Origin of the sequence: Kitasatospora sp. NPDC050463 (assembly GCF_040655255.1) — a bacterium.
GTDB lineage: Bacteria > Actinomycetota > Actinomycetes > Streptomycetales > Streptomycetaceae > Kitasatospora.
In genome coordinates this window covers 17,915-36,292 of sequence record NZ_JBFAJO010000083.1, presented here as the reverse complement: position 1 = coordinate 36,292, position 18,378 = coordinate 17,915, and the positions used below count along the sequence as shown (strand labels likewise).

General features: G+C 72.9%; 21 protein-coding genes. 10 read left to right on the top strand and 11 right to left on the bottom strand.

The genetic code is table 11. From position 1 onward, the window contains the following. Window positions 1–562: 562 nt before the first annotated feature. Window positions 563–1,372 (top strand): hypothetical protein, encoded by an 810-nt coding sequence (locus tag AB0J08_RS34790; protein WP_360642085.1) that lies wholly within the window; start codon window positions 563–565, stop codon window positions 1,370–1,372. A gap of 414 nt (window positions 1,373–1,786) precedes the next feature. On the opposite strand, the gene AB0J08_RS34785 is transcribed toward AB0J08_RS34790, so the two are convergent. Then, a complete protein-coding gene (locus tag AB0J08_RS34785; RefSeq protein WP_360642083.1) occupies window positions 1,787–1,981 on the bottom strand; it encodes a hypothetical protein in 195 nt (64 codons plus the stop codon). Window positions 1,982–2,263: 282 nt separating this feature from the next. Here AB0J08_RS34785 and AB0J08_RS34780 point away from each other — a divergent pair, with 282 nt between their 5' ends. Continuing rightward, a complete protein-coding gene (locus AB0J08_RS34780; RefSeq protein WP_360642081.1) occupies window positions 2,264–2,431 on the top strand; it encodes a hypothetical protein in 168 nt (55 codons plus the stop codon). A 269-nt stretch (window positions 2,432–2,700) separates the two neighbouring features. Here AB0J08_RS34780 and AB0J08_RS34775 read toward each other — a convergent pair whose 3' ends face one another. After that, a complete protein-coding gene (locus AB0J08_RS34775) occupies window positions 2,701–3,720 on the bottom strand; it encodes an LLM class flavin-dependent oxidoreductase (protein WP_360642079.1) in 1,020 nt (339 codons plus the stop codon). 250 nt (window positions 3,721–3,970) lie between these two features. Here AB0J08_RS34775 and AB0J08_RS34770 point away from each other — a divergent pair, with 250 nt between their 5' ends. Further along, window positions 3,971–4,897: a hypothetical protein gene (locus tag AB0J08_RS34770; protein WP_360642077.1), complete on the top strand. Its 927-nt coding sequence runs from the start codon at window positions 3,971–3,973 to the stop codon at window positions 4,895–4,897. Between the two features lie 163 nt (window positions 4,898–5,060). On the opposite strand, the gene AB0J08_RS34765 is transcribed toward AB0J08_RS34770, so the two are convergent. After that, a complete protein-coding gene (locus AB0J08_RS34765; RefSeq protein WP_360642075.1) occupies window positions 5,061–5,537 on the bottom strand; it encodes a hypothetical protein in 477 nt (158 codons plus the stop codon). A gap of 366 nt (window positions 5,538–5,903) precedes the next feature. Between AB0J08_RS34765 and AB0J08_RS34760 the strand changes: the two genes are divergently transcribed. Further along, complete coding sequence (locus AB0J08_RS34760) at window positions 5,904–6,185, top strand: peptidylprolyl isomerase (protein ID WP_360642073.1); 282 nt, start codon at window positions 5,904–5,906, stop codon at window positions 6,183–6,185. 86 nt (window positions 6,186–6,271) lie between these two features. Here the strand turns inward: AB0J08_RS34760 and AB0J08_RS34755 are convergent, their stop codons facing one another. Then, window positions 6,272–6,712, bottom strand: a complete 441-nt coding sequence (locus tag AB0J08_RS34755) for a hypothetical protein (protein WP_360642071.1) — start codon at window positions 6,710–6,712, stop codon at window positions 6,272–6,274. A 224-nt stretch (window positions 6,713–6,936) separates the two neighbouring features. Here AB0J08_RS34755 and AB0J08_RS34750 point away from each other — a divergent pair, with 224 nt between their 5' ends. The 4 genes from AB0J08_RS34750 (at window position 6,937) to AB0J08_RS34735 (ending at window position 9,215) form a co-directional block, all read left to right on the top strand. After that, complete coding sequence (locus tag AB0J08_RS34750) at window positions 6,937–7,176, top strand: hypothetical protein (protein WP_360642069.1); 240 nt, start codon at window positions 6,937–6,939, stop codon at window positions 7,174–7,176. After that, a complete protein-coding gene (locus AB0J08_RS34745; protein ID WP_360642067.1) occupies window positions 7,173–7,499 on the top strand; it encodes a type II toxin-antitoxin system PemK/MazF family toxin in 327 nt (108 codons plus the stop codon). The genes AB0J08_RS34750 and AB0J08_RS34745 overlap by 4 nt, the downstream gene beginning before the upstream one ends. Window positions 7,500–7,795: 296 nt before the next feature. Then, complete coding sequence (locus AB0J08_RS34740; RefSeq protein ID WP_360642065.1) at window positions 7,796–8,110, top strand: hypothetical protein; 315 nt, start codon at window positions 7,796–7,798, stop codon at window positions 8,108–8,110. A gap of 295 nt (window positions 8,111–8,405) precedes the next feature. Further along, window positions 8,406–9,215: a hypothetical protein gene (locus AB0J08_RS34735; protein ID WP_360642064.1), complete on the top strand. Its 810-nt coding sequence runs from the start codon at window positions 8,406–8,408 to the stop codon at window positions 9,213–9,215. A 102-nt stretch (window positions 9,216–9,317) separates the two neighbouring features. Here the strand turns inward: AB0J08_RS34735 and AB0J08_RS34730 are convergent, their stop codons facing one another. Both AB0J08_RS34730 and AB0J08_RS34725 read right to left on the bottom strand, forming a co-directional pair. Next, a complete protein-coding gene (locus AB0J08_RS34730) occupies window positions 9,318–11,156 on the bottom strand; it encodes a methyltransferase (RefSeq protein ID WP_360642062.1) in 1,839 nt (612 codons plus the stop codon). 79 nt (window positions 11,157–11,235) lie between these two features. Next, window positions 11,236–12,447, bottom strand: a complete 1,212-nt coding sequence (locus tag AB0J08_RS34725) for a 4-hydroxybenzoate 3-monooxygenase (protein ID WP_360642060.1) — start codon at window positions 12,445–12,447, stop codon at window positions 11,236–11,238. Window positions 12,448–12,693: 246 nt separating this feature from the next. On the opposite strand from AB0J08_RS34725, the gene AB0J08_RS34720 reads away from it, so the two are divergent. Then, complete coding sequence (locus AB0J08_RS34720; RefSeq protein ID WP_360642058.1) at window positions 12,694–13,314, top strand: L-threonylcarbamoyladenylate synthase; 621 nt, start codon at window positions 12,694–12,696, stop codon at window positions 13,312–13,314. 167 nt (window positions 13,315–13,481) lie between these two features. On the opposite strand, the gene sigJ is transcribed toward AB0J08_RS34720, so the two are convergent. Continuing rightward, a complete protein-coding gene (sigJ, locus tag AB0J08_RS34715) occupies window positions 13,482–14,405 on the bottom strand; it encodes an RNA polymerase sigma factor SigJ (RefSeq protein WP_360642056.1) in 924 nt (307 codons plus the stop codon). Window positions 14,406–14,506: 101 nt separating this feature from the next. Here sigJ and AB0J08_RS34710 point away from each other — a divergent pair, with 101 nt between their 5' ends. Further along, window positions 14,507–14,881, top strand: coding sequence for a hypothetical protein (locus AB0J08_RS34710; RefSeq protein WP_360642054.1), 375 nt, complete (start codon window positions 14,507–14,509; stop codon window positions 14,879–14,881). A gap of 110 nt (window positions 14,882–14,991) precedes the next feature. Here the strand turns inward: AB0J08_RS34710 and AB0J08_RS34705 are convergent, their stop codons facing one another. From AB0J08_RS34705 to AB0J08_RS34690, 4 genes are all read right to left on the bottom strand, one after another. Beyond that, entirely contained in the window at window positions 14,992–15,411 is a 420-nt protein-coding gene (locus AB0J08_RS34705) for a hypothetical protein (protein WP_360642052.1), read from the bottom strand. Between the two features lie 220 nt (window positions 15,412–15,631). Further along, window positions 15,632–16,375 (bottom strand): hypothetical protein, encoded by a 744-nt coding sequence (locus AB0J08_RS34700; RefSeq protein ID WP_360642050.1) that lies wholly within the window; start codon window positions 16,373–16,375, stop codon window positions 15,632–15,634. Window positions 16,376–16,514: 139 nt separating this feature from the next. Then, a complete protein-coding gene (locus tag AB0J08_RS34695; protein ID WP_360642048.1) occupies window positions 16,515–17,801 on the bottom strand; it encodes an MFS transporter in 1,287 nt (428 codons plus the stop codon). After that, window positions 17,798–18,337, bottom strand: a complete 540-nt coding sequence (locus AB0J08_RS34690) for a winged helix-turn-helix domain-containing protein (protein WP_360642046.1) — start codon at window positions 18,335–18,337, stop codon at window positions 17,798–17,800. The genes AB0J08_RS34695 and AB0J08_RS34690 overlap by 4 nt, the downstream gene beginning before the upstream one ends. Window positions 18,338–18,378: the final 41 nt, after the last annotated feature.

Sequence of the window (18,378 nt, the reverse complement as noted above, 5' to 3'; positions counted from 1 at the left end):
ACGAGGACGAAGTCGCCGACCAACTCCAAGACGCCACCGACGACGAGATGTTCGCCTTCATCGACAACGAACTCTGAACCCCCACACCACACCCGAACTGCCCAGCGCAACCGTGGCTGAGCGGTTCGGGTGGCCAGTGAACGCACCAGGAAGGTCGTGAGGGTCGCGACCAAATGGGGGTGGGTGGGCAGGTTCCCACCCACCCCCCATCTTGCTCCGGCTCATTGGTCGCCAACTGGCCGTGTGAGTTGCCGAGTTACAGACACCCCGCTGTCCCGGCCTGGTCCACCCCCGTCCGCCGCTCCCACCAGGACCGGGCGCTCCGGCCCGAGGACGGTGACGTTTCAGCTCCGACCTCGACTCTCGGCCTCTCCCCCGCGGGTGCGCGAGGTTACCCGGTAACCGTCGCGGCGCCGGTGGTGAACCACCCCCTCACGAGGGGAATCCCCGCAAACCCGGCAGGATCACTGCGGAAGCCGTAAATTCGCTACCACGACTGGTGAATGACGATGCGGTGGGAGTGCTTGTGGGAAGCGGAAAGACCTTTGGGTCGGACACTGGTGTGGGATCGACGATCGCCCTGCTGGAGGCGCAGCTGCCCGCCGTGCAGGAGCGACGCCGCCGGGCGGAGGCGGAGCTCGCCGCCGTCAGCGCGGAGCAGGACGCCATCACCAAGGCGCTGGAAGGGCTGCGGCTGTTGTCCGCCACGCCGCTCGACGGCCAGGGTGAACCGAGCACTCCCACGTTGCCGCCGGCCCCGACCGGGGCCGTGCGGGAAACCGGGGCCGTGCGGGAGACCGGGGCCGTGCGGGAGACCGGGGCAGCGGCCGAGCCGAGCGGCAAGCAGGCGGCGCCCACCCAGGACGGTCCTGTTGCTGCGAGGGCGGGGACCGGTGAAAGGACGGCCGCCAAGAAGCGCCCTGCCAAGAAGGCGGACGCGGCGAAGAAGGTCGCACCCGCACCCGCACCCGCACCCGCACCCGCACGGGCAACGCGCGCCTCAGCCCCCAGCGCGAAGAAGGCCACCGGGCGGGCCGCGGGCACCGGGCCCAAGACCACCACCAAGCGGGTGTCGACGGCCAGGACCACGGCGGCGCAGCCGAGCCCCGCCAGTGGCGAGTCGCCCGTCAAGGCGCCGGCGGCGAGCCCGAAGCGCCAGGTCGCCGGCTCGGACAGCGTCCTGGAGGTGCTGACCCGGGCCGCGGGCCCGCTGCGCGCCCGCGAGGTGACCGAACAACTGGGCCTGGACTCCATCGAGGGCAACATCCACGCGATCCGCGCCAGTCTGGAGCGCCTCGTCAAGGCCGGACGCGCCCACCGACCGGATCGAGGTCGCTACACGGCGAACGGCCAGCCCGAGGCCGGGCGCTGAGCACCTGGGCGTCCTTTGTCGGCCGGCGGCTCGGGTTGGGGTAGTCCTCAGCCCGGCCGGCCGCTGGGGGTGATCATGGCGGTGAGGGCCGTGCTGCTGGCCGCGGACGGCGACGCGGTGCCGGGCGGGCCCGCCACGGCGTGACGACCACGGCCACCGGGCGGACACCGCCGGGGAGTTCGGCCCGTCAACGCCCGGCCGGCGACGTGCCGGAAGCCGGGGCAGCGCTTCGCGGGTAGGTCGCGAGGTGGTCACTGCCCGCCCGCTGGTCGGGCGGTGACACCGCCGACGTGCTCGCGAGCCGAACCATGAAACCCTCGGGCCGCAGAGTGGCGGAATGCCGCACGACCTCTTCCAGCGTCGCGGCCACCGCTTCCCGGTGCGTGGCCGGACGGACCCTGGTACGGCGCGCTGTCAGGAGTCGCTGTCGCCCGAGTTGGAGCGGCGGGACGTCTTCGACACGGCCTTGAAGGCGGCGAGGAGCCCGTCGCGGATCACACCCGCGAACAGCACGGCGACACGCATCCTGTAGCTGCGGGCGTACCGGGCCCGGAGGGAGCTGGTCGACGCCGTGTCCTGGCGGGGTGACGGGTGGCGGGACTCGTTCATGAAGGAACGGTACCCCGGGGTGCGGCATGGTTCCCGCGGCGGGCCGTCGGGACCGGTCTGGGTGCCGGGCTGGTGGAAGCCCCGCTCCGGCACCCACACCCTGCGCCGCTACTCCCAGGAGTCCGAGCGGGTCGTGTCCTTCGACTCACGACGCGCGGACCCCGAGGCGGTCGTACTCGCCGTCCGCCGTCCGCCACGGCGGACCGGCGCGTCTCTCCATCACCGTTCGCGCGGCTGCGCAAGCGCGGGGCGCCTGTCAGTGCCGCCGGATAGGTTCCGGGCATGACCACCGCGAACACCATGACCACCCACCCGAGGACCGTCCGACCCGCCGCTGCCCCGCCGCACTCCACCGGGAGCCGCACCCGGGGCTCCGCCGGTGCCGTCGAGGTCGTCCCCCTGTGGGCCGCACCCTGGTCCCTCGCCGCGCAGAGCTCCGCGAAGCGCTGAGGCACCGGCCGCACCCGCAGACCTGCGGCGCCGCGCCGGGCCGGATCGTTCGCGTTTCCGAGCGGACCGATCCTGACGCCTCATCGACTCCCGGCACCGCCCGGGAGAGCCGCGGGTGCCGGGACCCAGCGTCCGATCGGCCCGGATCCGGTCGTCACCGAGCTCGCGGGCTCCGGCAGCTACCAGCGGATCACCGCGGACACCTGCGACTACTTCGACCAGGAGGTCGGAGGCACCCCGCCCGAACCTCCGGCCGGGACGGCGCCGGTTCAGACGGTCGGCCGCCATCCGAGCGCGGGGGCGAGCCGGGTCGCGATGTCGGTGAGGATCTGCACGTAGTCCCGGTGGCCGAAGGTGAACGGCAGGGCGAAGACGACCTCGTCGACCTCCCGGAACGCGGCGTGGGCGTACAGCCGCTCGGCGATCTCGGCGGACGTCCCCACCAGGTCCGCCGCGAAGACCGTGCGCGCCGGCCCCTGCGGGGCGGCGGTGCGCGGGAGCCGGTTCCGGGCGTAGTCCAGGTACTTCGCGCGCTGCTCCGCCGAGGCGCTGTCGGTGGGGATGACCACCAGCCCCTGGGAGACCCGGGCGCGCCCGCCCTCTGGGTGGTGAGCGCGGAAGGCCTCGATCTGCGAGCGCTGGATCTCGGCGAAGTCCTCCGATTCCTCCGCCCGCACCACGTTGCTGGTCAGCAGGCCGAGCCCCTGCTCACCCGCCCACCGGGCCGAGCGCAGGCTCCCGCCGCCGTACCAGACACGGCTCGCCAGGCCGGGCGCGACGGGCTGGACCCGGTCGGAGTACACCTCGATGCCCTCGACGCCGCTGAACTCGGTGGCGGGCTCGCCCTTCACGAAGCCCAGCAGCCGCCGGACCCGCTCGTAGCCGAACTCCTCGGCCTCGGCGGTGTCCGGATACAGCGCGGGGGCGACCTGGTCCCAGTGGCCCGGCCGTCCGACGCTGATGCCGGGATTGAGCCGGCCGCCGGACAGGATGTCGGTGGTCGCGAGGTCCTCGGCCAGGCGCAGCGGGTTCTCCCATCCCAGCGGGATGACCGCGGTGCCGAGGTGGATGCGGCGGGTGCGCTGCGAGGCCGCGGCGAGCAGGGCGACGGGGGACGATATCCCGTGCTGGAGGTGCCGGTGGCGCACCCAGGCGCTGTCGAATCCCAGCTGCTCGCCGAGCTCGATGAGCTGGAGCGTCGACTCGTGTCCCGGGCCGGGGTCGGCGGGGTCGAACAGCCCGATGGTCAGGAAGCCCAGCTTGCGAAGGGGCTGCGAAGGCGACGGCACCGGTTCCTCCGTTCTGTCCGCGACGGGCTCGGTACGGAGCGGCGCGGTTCGACTGTCGGGGCCCGGAGACCGATCACCGGGCGTCCGGCCACGTTCACATGCGACCGGGAGACGATCAAGAGGCGTACCGGAAACGCCATCGCGAGCAACACGCCCGTGACATCCCCGCAGCAGAATCGAGGCGACAGGGTGCCGGACTGAGTACGGGTACTCATGTGCGCCGGGGAACCCGGCTGGCAGGATCCGCCCTATGAAGAGCGGCAGAGGGGCGCTGACTGCCCTGCATCTCGTCCTGGTCTGGGCGTACATGGCGGCCATGGTGCCGACGTTCGGCTTCGGACTGGTCCTGACGGGGTGGGGTGGCGGAACCGGTGCGACGGTACCGGTCCTCGCGCTGGGCGTGCCGCTGATGGTCGGCCTGCTGGCCACGGCGGGCATACCGGCGCGGACCGTCGTGCCGCTGTGCGGCTCGGGGCCGAAGCGGCTGGGCTGGGCGGTACTGGTCGCCGTCCTCGGCACGCTCGGGGTCCTGGCAGGTCTGGCCGCCTACGCCGGGAACGTCGACCTGGGGAGCGCCGGCGCCCGGATCGCACTGACGGGGATGCCGTACGCGCTGGCGGCGGCGTTCTTCGTGCCGAGCCGACGAGTGCGGCTCGGGGCGCTGGCCGTGCTGGCGGCCGCGGTGGCCTACGTGGGATTCGTCGGCCCGGCACAGGCGCAGCAGCGCCAGCACGAGAGGGAGGTCGCGCGCTACCGGGAGCGTCCGGAGCTGCTGTACCTGGGCGCCGCACCGGCGGGGATGGAGGTGTCCCGTGCCGAGGCGGGCCCCGGCTTCTTCACCGTCGACTACCGCCCCGTCCACCAGGGAGCGGAGCCCGGGTACGCGGGCCTCACGGTGCGCCCGCCGTTCACGCCGGCCCCCCGATGCCCCGAACCCGCGGAGGAGGGCGTCACCTGCGCGGTGGACGCGAGCGGCGAGATGCTCACGGTCCGTGAGTTCTCCGGTGGCGTCCGCGCCGTCACCCTCGTCCGCCGCTACCCGGACAGGGATGTCGAGGTCTCCAGCCAGACGCTCGACGAATCCGGGCTGCGCCACCTCCTGGACACTCTGCACCCGTTGTCGGACGCGGAGCTGGAGACGTTGATGCGGGAGCAGAAGATCGACCACCAGAACTGAGCCGGGTGCGCTGCGGAGTTGCGTGACCACCCGCCCTTCACACCACGATGCCGGTGCGCCGGGGCAGCGCGGCCGGGCCCGGCGGGCACGACGGTCGGTGCCGTGCCGCGCTCCTGCGGGGGCGGGCGCCTTTCCTGGTGACGCCCGCCCCCGGAGGCCGGCGTCAGTAGACCAGGATGTCCCAGTGGTTGCCCTCGTTGCAGTACAGGTTGCCCGAGGCGGCCTTCCACTGCGGGTAGCCGTCGCCCCGGTAGCCGATGTAGGTGAAGCTGTTCTGGATGTAGCCGTCGATGCAGGAGTTGCGGGAGATGTCGACCTTGTAGCCGTTGTAGTGGCTGTACGTCCCGGAGGCGTGGCCCACTTCGGTGCCGCCCGTGATGTTGATGGCACAGCCGCTGGACTGCTTGAGGGTGATGATCGTGCTCACCGTGCCGGAGTTGATCTGCTCGAACGAGGTGCAGGTGGAGTTGGATCGGGTGGTGCAGCCGCCGCTGGAACTCCAGGTGATTCCGGCGCTCCTGAACTGGGCGGCGGCCGTCGACTGCGACAGCTTGGTACCACTGGCGCCGGCCGTGGGCGCCGCGACGGCGAGCCCGGCCATGGCGAGGACGACGACGGTGACTGCGGTGCGGGGCTTCATCTGCTCTCCCGGTGAGGGCGGTGGACCTCGGACTGGGGAAACCGTGCGGGAAGCGGTAAGCCACCAGGATCGCCCGACACCGTCTATGCGGGTAGACCCCGTCTGTGAATTTCGGGTGGCGGCCAGGTATCCGAAGAGCGCAGACACCCCCGCGATGTCCGCGAGGCCCTCCGGCGGCCCGGCGGGGACGGTGCGGGACCGCTTTGAACCCGTCGGCGGGGTGCGGATACGGTGGTGCGTGCCCGGCCTTCGGAGGCGGGTGGTGAGGGCCGAGGGGCCTGCGGCTGGTCCGGTCCGTGACGCTGCCGTGGATGGAGGCCCCGGGCACCGAGCCCGGACAGCGTGGTACTTGAGAGGACGTGACAGATGGCCAGGGCCACCGCACGGCACATTCTGGTGAAGACCGAGACGGAAGCGTTGCAGCTGAAGGAGCAGATCGCGAACGGCTCGGACTTCGCCGAGCTGGCCAAGAAGCACTCGTCGTGCCCCTCGGCGCGCGACGGTGGCGACCTGGGCGCGTTCGGTCCGGGACAGATGGTGCCCGAGTTCGACAGGGTCGTCTTCTCGGCCCCGGTCGGTGAGGTCCAGGGACCGGTGAAGACCCAGTTCGGGATGCACCTGCTGGAAGTGACCAGCCGCCAGGACTGAGGCCGCAGCCCCGCCCGCACGACGGCGAAGCCCTCGCACTCGGAGTGCGAGGGCTTCGGGCCTTCAGGCCGGTCGCGCCGCTCGGGTCAGTGCGCGTTGGTGTAGAGGTAGCCGCCGGTGTCCCAGTTGTAGACGGCGAGCTTGATGGTCTTGCCGGCGTCGGAGCGGCCGTTGTCCACGGCCCCCCAGTAGCCGTCGCCCTCGTAGATGGTGGCGGGGACCCCGGACCAGTCCCAGCCGCTGCCGTTCCACGTCAGGATCCACAGGTTCTGGCCGTAGTGGGTGGTGTTGAGGAACGCGTCGACGTACTCGTGGCCGTCGCTCCCCCAGTACACGTTCATCTGCGCGTACTCGCCGCTGGCGCTGACGGCGTCGCACCAGTGGTAGTAGGAGGTCGCGCAGGGGACCTGGGAGTCGACCTGCCGCGTGGCGGCGGAGGCCGGCGCGGCGCCGGCGAGGGTGGCGCCGACGAGTGCCGCGCCCGCCGCGAGGACGGTCAGTGCCTTGCGAGTTGCGGGGATGGACATAGCTGTTCTCCTGTCAGGGTGCGATGGCCTCTCGGTGGTGGTGCCGGAGGACAAGGAGAGCAGCCGGCGCCGTCCGGTGGGGCTGTCAAGGCGGCGCCGACGGCGGGATTGTCCGGCGCGGGGCGGGTAGGGGGCCGATCGCCCTGTCTTGACGGCCGGCGGACCCCGATCCGGCACCGGGCGACACCTGGCCATCGGTACCGGAGGGCGGTACCGTCGTGGCCATGCCAGCCTTGAATGTCTCGTTCACGGAGGCCGAGCTGACCCGGATCCGCCGAGCGGCGGCCGGCCTCGGCCTCCCGGTCAAGCGCTTCGTCCACATCGCTGCCCTCGACCGGGCGCTGGCCGTCACCCTGGAGGCGGGCTACCGGCACATGAGCCGCTCGCTCGGGTGCGGGGAGGAGACGGCGCTCGCGGACCGCGCCACCTACTTCGCCGTCAGCGCCATGGAGGGAAGCCTGTGACCACGCTCCGGCGCGGAGACGTGATCGTCGTCGGGCGCGACGGCATGGGCGGGATGTGGGTGGTGATCTCCAACGACACCCGCAACACCGTCCTCGACACCGTCGTCGTCGCCCAGATCGGCACCGGCTCCGACGAGTGGCCGACCGCCGTGTCCATCGGCGACCACCAGTCCTGTGCGGTGGACGACGTCGCCGGCCACGTCCTCACCGACTTCGTGACCACCATCCGCCCCGGCCTCTACGACGTCGAGGTCCAGGAGAGCCGACTCGACGAGCGGACGATGAACGCCGTCAGCGAGACGCTGCGGCTCGCCCTGCCCTGAGCCCGCCGGGCTCGCACGGGACTCGACCTCTCCGGTCGCGGCCGGTCACGGCCCTGCCGACGGACCGGATGAGCCAGGGTCAGCCGGTGAACCGGGCCGCCGCCAGCGACGGTTCACCCCCGACGACGCAGTTCCGCACCGCTCGCGCCCGCCTGACGTGGCGTCAGAGCAGCTGGCAGCAAGGCAGCCGACGGCCGCACCCGGTTCGGCGGAACCGGCCGGGAGGGGTGCTGCGTCGAAGTGTCCGAGGGCGCGCCGGTTCGGCGGCCGCACGACGGACAGGGGCCGTGTCGGTCATGGGAATCGTGATCCTGCTTCTCGTCCTCGCCGGCGGGGCCGGCCTGGTCCTGTCCGGCGTCGACAAGCTGAACACCGCGGTGCCCACCTGCTACGGCCGGCCGATGGTGCCGGGTGACATCTGCCACCCCAAGGTCACCGGCTCGATCTCCGAGGGGATGCCCGCACCGCACGACACCACCTACCGGGAACAGCTGGACAGTCTGACCAGCGGAGGCCTGACGTCGATCGTGCTGGGTGTGGTGCTCGTGGTGCTCGCGGCGGTGATCGGGATCGGCTGGGCGGCGGCCGCCGGCCGCGATCGGCAGCCGTGAAGCGCACCACCTGGTGGAGGTGTGTGCCGTCCCGACGGGAGACCGGACAGTACCGCCCGTGGGCGAGGCGCGGCTGCGCGGCCGGGTCGGCCCGCCCGCGCCCCGGTCGTCGGGGGCGTTTTTGGCGAGCCCCTTTCCTGGCGAGCCGTCCCTGTGTACCCCCGTCAGCGGTGTTGTCGTGAACGCTGAAGTATTCGGACGCTGAGCGGTCAACCACGAATCAGCACCGGTCGCCTCCTGTACAGCATCGGCCAACCGCCCGCCAGGGACCGGCAGTCCGGGCAGGCTCGGATCCGTGACCGTTGCAGACCTCGGGGCCGTCGTTCCGGCAGTGCTCGCCCTTCCCATCGGCTTCGTCGCGGCCTGGTGGACCAGGCGCTCCGGTGAGCGGGCCGCAGACGCGGCACTGAGCGCAGGACGCAGCCAGGCGGGTGCCGCCATCGCCGCGGTCCACGTCCAGGTGCGGAGTGAGCAGGAGTTCAGGCGGCAGGACGTACTGGCCGAGGCGTCGTTCGCCTTCCTCCGTGCGGCCGACGCGTTGGTCGCGACGGTCCGAAGGCTGTCGAGCGTAGACCTCGATCAGCGTGGTGCACAGCTCACCGAGCACGGCAGGGCCATGGAGTCGGCCTTCGGGGCGCTGGAGGTGCTGGCCTCACCGGAACTCTCCTCCCCCGCCGAGCAGTTGCTGGACCGCTGCCGGTCGCTGGAGAGGCTGGCCCTGGACCGGGCCGTGCTTCGCCCCGCCGTGGAGGCCCTGGAGTGCGGCTGGTGCGATGACGACACGGAGGACTGTGACCATCCGCAGCATGGAGCGGCGTGGGTCGCGTGGTGCCTCCTCCAGGAGTGGCCGGACAAGAGGTTCGAGGAGAGGCGTGGGGAAAGGGACCTGTTGGAGTTCTGCCTTCTGGAGAGCGAGTGCCTGTCGGGTGACGAGGTCGTCCGGGTTCTCGCTCTGGCGGACCGCTGCCCTCCGTCCTGGTCGGCCATGGCCGGTGGCCTCACCCGTGACCCGCTCATCGAACGTGTCACCTCCCTGCGCGCTGAATTCCTGGAGGCCGCGCGGTCCGCGTGTTCGCACCTGTCCGTCACCGGCAGGGCGGCCTGAGCCCTCGCGCTCGGCCGCACGCGGGGGCCGCGCCCCTGGCCCCGGCCCCCGGACAGCGGCCGCGCGGACGGGCCCGGGGGTCGGGGGCCGGCGGCCGGCCGGCTAGCGGGCCGTCGCTCCCGCCGTGGCCGCTGCTTGGCGGTCCGACCGTGCGGGGGCCGGTACCGAGGCCTTGCGCGCGTGCAGGACGGTGCCGCCGAGCGGTAGCGGCGAGCCGTCCACGAGTTCGAGGCCGGCGTCGGCCAGCAGCCGGGCGAAGTGGTCGGCGCGGCGTTCGCGGCCGCCGGTGTTGCACATCATGTGGAGGTCCCACGCGGTGGCCAGCGAGGTCGAGCCGTCGGCGGGCAGCACCCGCTCGACGATGAGCAGGTCGGCGTGGGCGGGCATCGCGCGGGCCACGTGGCGCAGGATCTCCCGGCAGCGCTCGTCGCTCCAGTCGTGCAGGACCCGGGAGAGCAGGTAGACGTCCGCGCCCGGCGGTACGTCCGCGAAGTCGCCCGTCAGGTACGTGCAGCGTCCGCCGCAGCCCGCCGTGTCCAGCAGCCTGCGGGCGGCGGCGACGGCGTGCGGGCGTTCGAGCAGGACACCGCGCAGGCGCGGGTGCGCGGCCAGGACGCGTCCGAGCAGTTCCCCGTCCCCGCCGGCGATGTCGACGACGGTGCCGGGAACGGGCGCCCGGCCTGCGGCCGCGAGGGCCGGATGGGCGGGAATCGGCTCGAACATCCGGGAGCTCGCGGCCATCGACCGGTCGAAGAGCTCCGCCAGTTCGGGGTCGCGGGCGAAGTGGTCGAAGTGGTTCTCGCCGAAGAGGTGGTCGAAGGCGGCCTGGCCGGTCCGCACGGTGTGCCCGAGTTCCGCGAAGGAGCGGTAGAACGGACCGCCGTACATCAGTGCCAACGGCCGCATCGACCCCGGGGCGTCCGTCCTCAGGAGCGCCCCGGTCCCGGTGAGCCGGAAGCCGTCCGGGTGGTGCGCCACCACGTTCAGCATGACGAGGTAGCGCAGGAGGGTCGCGAGGCTCTGCGGGTGGGCGCCGACCCGGTGTGCCAGCGCCTCGGCGCTGGTCCCCGTGCCGGTGTCCAGGGCGTCGGGCACCCCCAGACGGGCGAACACCGTAAGGGCCTGGGTCGTCCAGGCTCCGGTGAGCAGGTGCAGGAGCGTTTCGGCTTCGCGGTGCGGTTCGGCGGGCCCGTGCGGTTCGGCTGGCCCGTGCTGGTGGCGCTGCGCCGGGACCTCGCCCGGCAGGCCCTCGTGCTCGCCCGGGTGCTCGCCGAGGTGTGCGGCCAGGGTGTCCGGGTGGGCGCCCGCCACATGGAGCTCCAGCCGTCGGTACCCGGTCCGCGCCCCGGCGGGAGCGGTGAAGTAGAGGACGGTGCCGTCCTCGTGCGGGTTGTGACCGCCGCCGTCGGGGCGCGCGCCGTGCCGGGTGAGGAGTGCGCACAGGCCGTCCAGCACGAGTGGGTCGGCGGACCCGACCTCGAAGGCGAGATGTGCCTCGTGCTGTGCGGCACGCTCGTGCGCGGCGATCGGGGCCAGCTCGGAACCCGGCGGGACGGTCAGCGCGAACACCTCGACCACCCGGGGCTCGCCGCGCGGACCGTGCAGCGGCGGCCACAGGATGGCGACGTCCAGGCCCGCCGCGTCGTGCCCGTGCCGAAGCGCCAGCCGCTCACGGACCACGGTGCTGGGCGTCGGTGGTGCGTCGGTGGCCAGGCCGCAGGCGGCCAGTTGGTCGTGCAGTGCCTCCTGGTCCGGCGGAAAGACGAGCACCGCGGCGTGCGCGAAGGTGCAGTGGTCCGCCAGCGCCCGCAGCCGCGGTCCGCGGAGGCCGGGCAGCAGGAGCCGGAGCAGCTCGGTGCTGTCGTGCTCCCGGACGAACGCGGCCGCCGCGAGAAGGCGGACGGCGTCGTCGGCGTCCGGGGGCGTCGTTGTGGTCGGCATGGTGCGTGTCCTTGTCAGGGTGTGCGGGAGTCCGGCCGGCAGCGGGCAGCAGGCAGCCGGACGGAGTGGGGCGGGCGACTCAGACGCCGGTGTAGTTCTCGGCGAACCAGTCCTGGTGGGTGCGCGAGGTACGCAGCGATTCGAGGCGCGAGAGCCGCAAGGATTCGTGAAAGAACGATTCGCCTTCCGGGGCGGAGGGCTCCCGGTGCAGCAGCCGGATCATCCAGTGTGAGAACTCCTGCGCCCGCCAGATGTGGGCCAGGGCCTCCCGTGAGTACCGCTCCAGGGCTGCGGCGTCGCCGTGCGCGAGGTCGGCGATCAGGGCCTGGGCGAGCAGTTCCGCCTCCAGGACCGCGAGGTTGGCCCCCTTCGCGGCGGACGGACTGATCAGGCTCGCCGCGTCCCCCGCCAGGAGGAGCGATCCGTGGCGCAGCGGTTCGATGACGTCGGACTCGAAGTCGACGACCCCGCGGTGGAGGATCCGACCCCGGTTCAGCGGTCCGTGCTCCGCGGCGTACATCCGCGTTTCGAGTTCATCCCAGATGTGCTCGTCGGACCGGGCCGCGGCCGCGGTGCCGCGTTCGCACTGCAGGTAGTAGCGCGTGACCTCCGAGGTGCGGGCCATGTGCCCGGCGAAGCCCCGGTCGTGGACCGCGTAGCCCACGGCGTCCAGGCTCGGTGGCGCCTGGGCGAGCAGGCCGAGCCAGGAGATCCCGTGGTCCCGGCGGTGGCGCAGGGCTCCGGGCGGCAGGGACCGCCGGGCCGCACCGTGCCGGCCGTCGCAGCCGGCCACGTACCTGGCCCGCCACCGGCCGGGGCGGCCGTCCGCCTCCCGTACGGCCACGGACGGACGGGAGGTGTCCGCGTCGTGCACGGCCAGGGCCTCGGTCCCGAAGTGGATCCGCCCGCCTGCCTCCAGGTAGTGCGTCAACAGGTCGGTGACCAGGTCCTGCTGGGGGTAGACGGTGTGCCGCTCGCCCCGGCCGAGGCCGCCGTAGTCCAGGCGGAAGCGGCCTTCGGCGGTGCGGAACTCGCAGGTGCCGTGCTGCCTGCCATGCCGGTGCAGGCCCCCGGCCAGGCCGTGGCGGTCCAGGATCCGTACGGTGTTGGCCACGAGGAAGCCGGCACGCGCCCGGGTCTGGACGTGGCTGCGGTCGGCGCGCTCCAGGACCACGCAGTCGATCCCGCCACGGTGGAGCAGGTTCGCTGCCAGGAGGCCGGCGGGGCCGGCCCCGAGGACCACCACGTCGGCCGACTGCGCTGCTTTTCCGGTGCTCTGACTGTTCGTCACAAGAAGTGGATCATAATCACCGATATGCGCCCGCCAGGGTGCCAGTAACCCGAATTGACTAATAGGAGGACAATCCTTTCCTCGGTCGCCGAGGTCGGCCGACCGTCGCCGCGTTCGCGACCGCCGTCATCGCCGCCCGCGACGGCCCGCCTGCCCACGCCCGCCCGCAGGGCGACCCCGACCCGTGCCGGCCCCCACCCGCGGGCCTGGCGCCGGTCGGCCCGGTGGATCCCGTAGGGTCGACCAATGGCGAAGTACTTCGACGTGCACCCGCAGACCCCCCAGGCCCGGACCATCGGCACCGTGGCCGACAGCCTCCGCTCCGGCGCCCTCATCGCGTACCCGACCGACTCCTCCTTCGCACTGGGCTGCCGCATGGGCAACCACGAGGGCCTCGACCGGATCCGGTCGATCCGACGGCTCGACGACCGGCACCACTTCACCCTGATGTGCGAGAACTTCGCCCAGCTCGGGCAGTTCGTCCACATCGACAACGCCGTCTTCCGCGCGGTCAAGGCGGCGACACCGGGCAGCTACACCTTCATCCTCCCCGCCACCAAGGAGGTCCCGCGCCGTCTGATGCACCCGAAGAAGAAGACGGTGGGGGTCAGGATCCCCGACCACGTCGTCACCCAGGCCCTGCTCGCCGAACTCGGCGAGCCCCTCCTCTCCAGCACCCTGCTCCTGCCCGGGGAGGAGGAGCCGCTGACCCAGGGGTGGGAGATCAAGGAGCGGCTCGACCACGTACTGGACGCCGTGGTGGACTCCGGCGACTGCGGGACGGACCTGACGACGGTCGTCGACTTCTCCGGCGGCGCCGCGGAGATCGTCCGACGCGGGGCCGGTGACCCCGCGCGCTTCGAGTGACGACACGGTCCGGCTGAGAACGCCGAGAATGCCGTCGGGCCGCCGAGGCCGGAGTCGCCGGCCGCGCCCACGACCTCCGTGCGCCCGGCCGGGCGGCGTCCCCCCGCTGTGACCCGCTCCGGCCGGTGGCGGGCCGGCCGGTGCCGGGCCGGCCGGTGGCGGGCCGCTCAGCCCTCCCGCACCCAGGGCCGCAGCTTCTCCGGGTTGCGGACCGCCCAGATGCGGGTGACGCGACCGTCGGAGACGTCGAATGCGGCCACGGTCAGGACGACGCCGGCGCGGTGGGCGACCAGACCCGGCACACCGTTGACCGACCGTTCCAGGAGTTCGAGCCCCGGGGCCTTGTCGGCGATCGCGACCATGTACTGGGCGATGCGCGCGCCACCCTCGACCGGGCGCAGGACGGTGCCCACCATGCCGCCGCCGTCCGCGGTCATCACGGCCGCCGGATCGAGGAGGGCGACCAGGGCCGCGATGTTCCTGCTCCGCCACGCCTCCTTGACGTCTCTCACCACGGCGGCCTGACCGGTCGCCGGCACCGGAGCACGCTCGGCGCCGACCCGGCGCCGGGCCGAGGAGGCCAACTGCTTGCAGGCGGCGGGGGTGCGGTCGAGGACGTCGGCGATCTCCGTGAACGGGTAGCGAAAGACGTCGTGCAGGACGAACGCCACCCGCTCGGCGGGCGTCATCGACTCCAGGACGACGAGGAAGGCCATGGACACCGACTCGTCCAGGACGACCTGGTCGGCGGGGTCCGCCACGCCGGCCGGCCCGGCTCCGCCCGGCTGGTCCCACTCGGTCCGGTCGGGCAGCGGCTCGGGCAGCCACGCGCCGACATAGCGTTCACGGCGGGCCCGCGCCGAGCCGAGCACGTCCAGGCATATTCGGCTGGTCACCGTCGTCAGCCAGGCACCCGGCGAGAGGATCTCCTCCTGCCGGCTCCGCGGCAGCCGGTACCAGCGCGTGTAGGCGTCCTGCACGGCGTCCTCGGCCTCGGTCACCGAACCGAGCAGCCGGTAGGCGACGTTGATCAGTTGTCGCCGCTCGCCGGCCATGCCGTCCGGTGCCGTGCCGGCCCCTGCGGTCCGCATGATTCCGCTCGCCCCCTCGCCTTACCTTTCGCGAGCCCGTGTCGTCGGGCTGGTGAGACCTTATCGATCTACTGCCCGAGGGCGGACAAGGGGACTGCGACATGGCCACTCAGGTGACGACGACGGCGAAGGCTCGGCGAGGCGCCTCGTTCCTGCGGGTCGCGATCGGCCTGCAGACGTTGACGATCTTCCTCCAGGCGGTCTCCGCCGGGCTGCTGCTGACCGCCTCCTACGGCGAGACGCTGCACAGCGTCGGAGCCCGGGTGATGTACGGGGCGTCGATGCTGTACGTGCTCGCGGCGGTGCTGGCGTGGAAGCCGGGCGGCGGCTCGCCCCGACCCGTCTGGTACGCGTCGGGCTTCCTCGTCCTCGCATCGGTCCAGGTCGTGCTCGGCGTCGCGCACGTCCCGGCGGTCCATCTCCCCCTGGGCGTCGTGATGTTCGCCCTGAGCGTGCTGGCCCTGGCCCGACGCTGAGGCCGCCATCAGGTCGGCGGCCACCGGTGGGGCGGAGCCGCCCCGGGCGGGGCGGGGCCCGGCGGGGCGGAACGGAAGCCGGGTTCCGCCCCGCCGGGCGGGCGGGGACGTTACGAGATCCGGGCCCAGGAGCTCCAGCTGCCGTCCGCGGCGTGGCGCCGGGCCCAGAGGCGGTCGTCCGTGCCCTTCGCGCCGATCTCGAACTGGCCACCACCCATGTCGGAGGCGAGGATGCCGACGCCACCGGTCAGGTAGCCACCCAGCGAGCTCCAGGAGCTCTTCTTACCGGAGGCGCTGCTCGATCGCGTCCACACGGCGTGGTCGGTACCGATGACGAACACCATCCGGCGGCCGTCCCGGTAGGCGTACTCCGCCATACCGGGCTGGCCGTACTCGGCACCGCAGAGGTACTCGCCGCCCCAGGCGGGGCTGGTGCAGTGCATCGGCTCCGCGGACGCTTCGGCGGGCGCCGCCGTCAACGCGACCCCGGCGAGAACGGTGGCGGCCACCACCGTCTTGATCTTCTTCACGAGCACTCCCTCAGTCGGTGCGACCCGAGGCCGCCCATCCACCGGGCGGCCCCTTCAGTTGAAGTGACGGATACTCGGGATCAACGGGTTCACCGGGAGCGACGGGAGCACTGGGAGCGCCGGGCGCATCAGGAGCACCGGGCCCGGCGGGCGGCGCCGGACTCGGACGCGTCGGTGGCCCAGTGCCCGAGCCGGCTCGACTGCCGCGCGGCGGGCGGGATCAGGGCCGCGGTCGACGGTGGCCGCCACGCAGGACCAGGACGGGCGTCCGGTCGTCGTAGGCGCCGCAGGCGGTGGCCGACCACGGTGACCACTGCTGCGGGACGGCGTAGTACGGCACCAGCACCGGGCCGCCGCCCCGTCGGCGGGCCCCGGCCGGCAGCAACGCGGGCAGCACGTCCGGGCTCTGGCCCGCCAGGATCGCGTTGCGGCAGGCCGCACAGGCCGGTCGCCGCTCGGCGGCGGCCTCCCGGGCGCCGACAGTGGGCCGGCGGCGGGACCTGCGGCCGGCCTCGGACGACTTCGGCGCCGGGCGGACCGCGTCACCGTGCAGCGGATTGTAGAAGCAGCGGACCGCGAACGGTCGGGGACGTCCGCCCGCGTGCGCCGTGTGGGCGGCGGCCAGCCGCTCGACCGCCTGTTCGGCGAGCACCACGGCGGCGGTCAGGTCCGGCAGGTCGACGGCCTCGTCCAGCAGCCGCCCCGCCGCGTCGTACGCCTCCAGCGCCCAGAGGTAGTTCCGGCGGGCAGCGATCTCCTCCGGTGGGAGCCGCAGCTCGGCCGTCCGCAGGACGTCGCCGGCCGCCGTGACCCGTTCGGCGGCGATCTCCGCCAGCCGGTCGCGGAGCACCTGCCACTCGCGCAGCACCATCTCCCCGGCCTGCTTCGACTCTCGGCGGCTCGGCGGGCGCGGACCCTGCTCCTCAGGTCGGAGCAGACGCAGGAACCACCAGCGGCGAAACACCTGACCCCCTCTGCGGTCCCGGCCGGACGGACCAGTCGCCCTGGAGCGCGAACCACCGGACCCAGCCTAGCCACCGCGGCCCCGAGGTGACCAGGGCGGCGACAGGCGGTGCACCAGCGCTCAGCGGCCTCGTGGAGACCTAGACGGCGCCCTCCGGAACGGGAGTCCGGGATCGCGGGTGATCCCGGTCGTCCGCCGGGGCGGCGGCCCGCAGCGCCGCCTCGACCTGGCGGTTGCTGGTCATGGTGGCCGTGACGGCGGTCATGATGAGAAGGAGGCCGGCGGCGGCGTAGAGCGGGGTGCGTACGTCGTAGGCGGTGGCCAGCCAGCCGCCGAGGAAGGCGCCGAACGGGGCGGCGCACATGGCGAGCATGCGGGAGGTCGAGGCGACCCGGCCCATCAGGTGGGCGGGGACGATCGCCTGCCGGAGGGAGGGGCCGAGCACCATCGTGGCGCCCATGCCCGCTCCGCAGACGGCGAGCGCGAGGCCCGCGATGTACGCGTTCGGGGCGATGGCAAGGCCCAGGACGGCCAGCCCCTCGACCGCGGCCGTGCACGTGAGCGCGGTGCCGGTGCCGAGTCGTCGGCCGAGGAAGGAGGCGATGGCCGCGCCGAGCAGTCCGCCGGTGGCCTCCGCCGTGAGGAGCAGGCCGAAGCCGAAGGTGCCGATGCCGAGCCGATCGTGCGCGAAGAGGGCGAGTACGGTCTCCACGGCGAGGAAGGCGATGTTCCCGACCGCCGGACGCAGCGCGAGCCCGAGCAGCAACTGATCCCGGAAGACGTACGAGGCGCCGGCCCGCGCCTGCCGCAGCAGCGACTCACGGGCCTGCGGGACGGGCCGGGGTACAGCGGGCAGCGACCGTACGAGCAGTGCGGAGAGCGCGAACGACACCGCGTCGGCGAGCAGCGGAACCGCCCGCCCGAGGGCGAGCAGGGCACTGCCCGCAGGCGGCCCCGCGAAGCCGGACGCGGCGGTCTGGGCGCCGCGCAGGCGGGAGTTGGCGCGCTCCAGGAGTGCGGGGTCGCGACCGAGGAGGTCCGGCAGATAGGCCGTGGCGGCCGTGTCGAAGAAGAGTCCACCGAGGCCGAGCAGGAAGGCGACGGCCGCGAGCAGCGGAATGCTCAGCACGTCGAGCGCGGCCGCTGCCGCCGGTATCGCGAGCAGCGCCGCACGCGCCGCGTCCGTGACCCACATCGTGCGCCGACGGTCCCAGCGGTCCACCAGCGCACCGCCGAGCACGCCGAAGAGCAGCCACGGCAGCGTCCCGGCGGCCGTGACGACGGCGAGCGCCATCGGATCCCGCGTCAGCGTCAACGCGAGCAGCGGCAGCGCGGCATGCGACACCCCGTCACCGAGCGAGGACACCGTCTGCGCGGTCCACAGCCGCCCGAACCCGGTCGGCAACTTCCCAATATCCGAAGTCACTTGGCCTCCCCTTCGGCCTGCTCGCGCGGTGCCGGGTGGAACAGGGCGAAGACGAGTGACGCGTCCGGCAGCGATGGATCGGACAGCTCCCGGTACTCGTTCGCCAGTGCCTGCAGCCGCGCCCCCAGCTCGGCGAACTGCTCCTCGGTGAGTCGCAGATGCGCCATCCGTACGTGCCGCTCGCCGTCCGGCGGCGCTGCCTCCAGGTCCGCCACCGCGTGCCGCATCAGAATGTCCGGCTCTCCCTCGCCCCGATCCGGCAGGACGATCGCCCGCGCGGCCATGGCGTAGTACCGCTCGTTGACCCCCCGGACCTTCCGCGTTCGGACCACCTTCACCAGGCCGGCCCGTTCGAGCAGCCGTACGTGGTAGCTGGAACTCCCCTTCGCAAGTCCCACTCGCTGGGCGATCTGGGTGATCGTCGCGGGCTCGAAGCGGAGCACGGCCATGATGCGGTGACGCGTGAGATTGGAGACGGCGCGCAGTTGCTCGTCAGTGGTGACGTGGAACGCCTCGGGAAGATCATCGGTAGGCATGTCTCTAATGGTCAACACTTCTTGACCATTAGGCAAGGGGT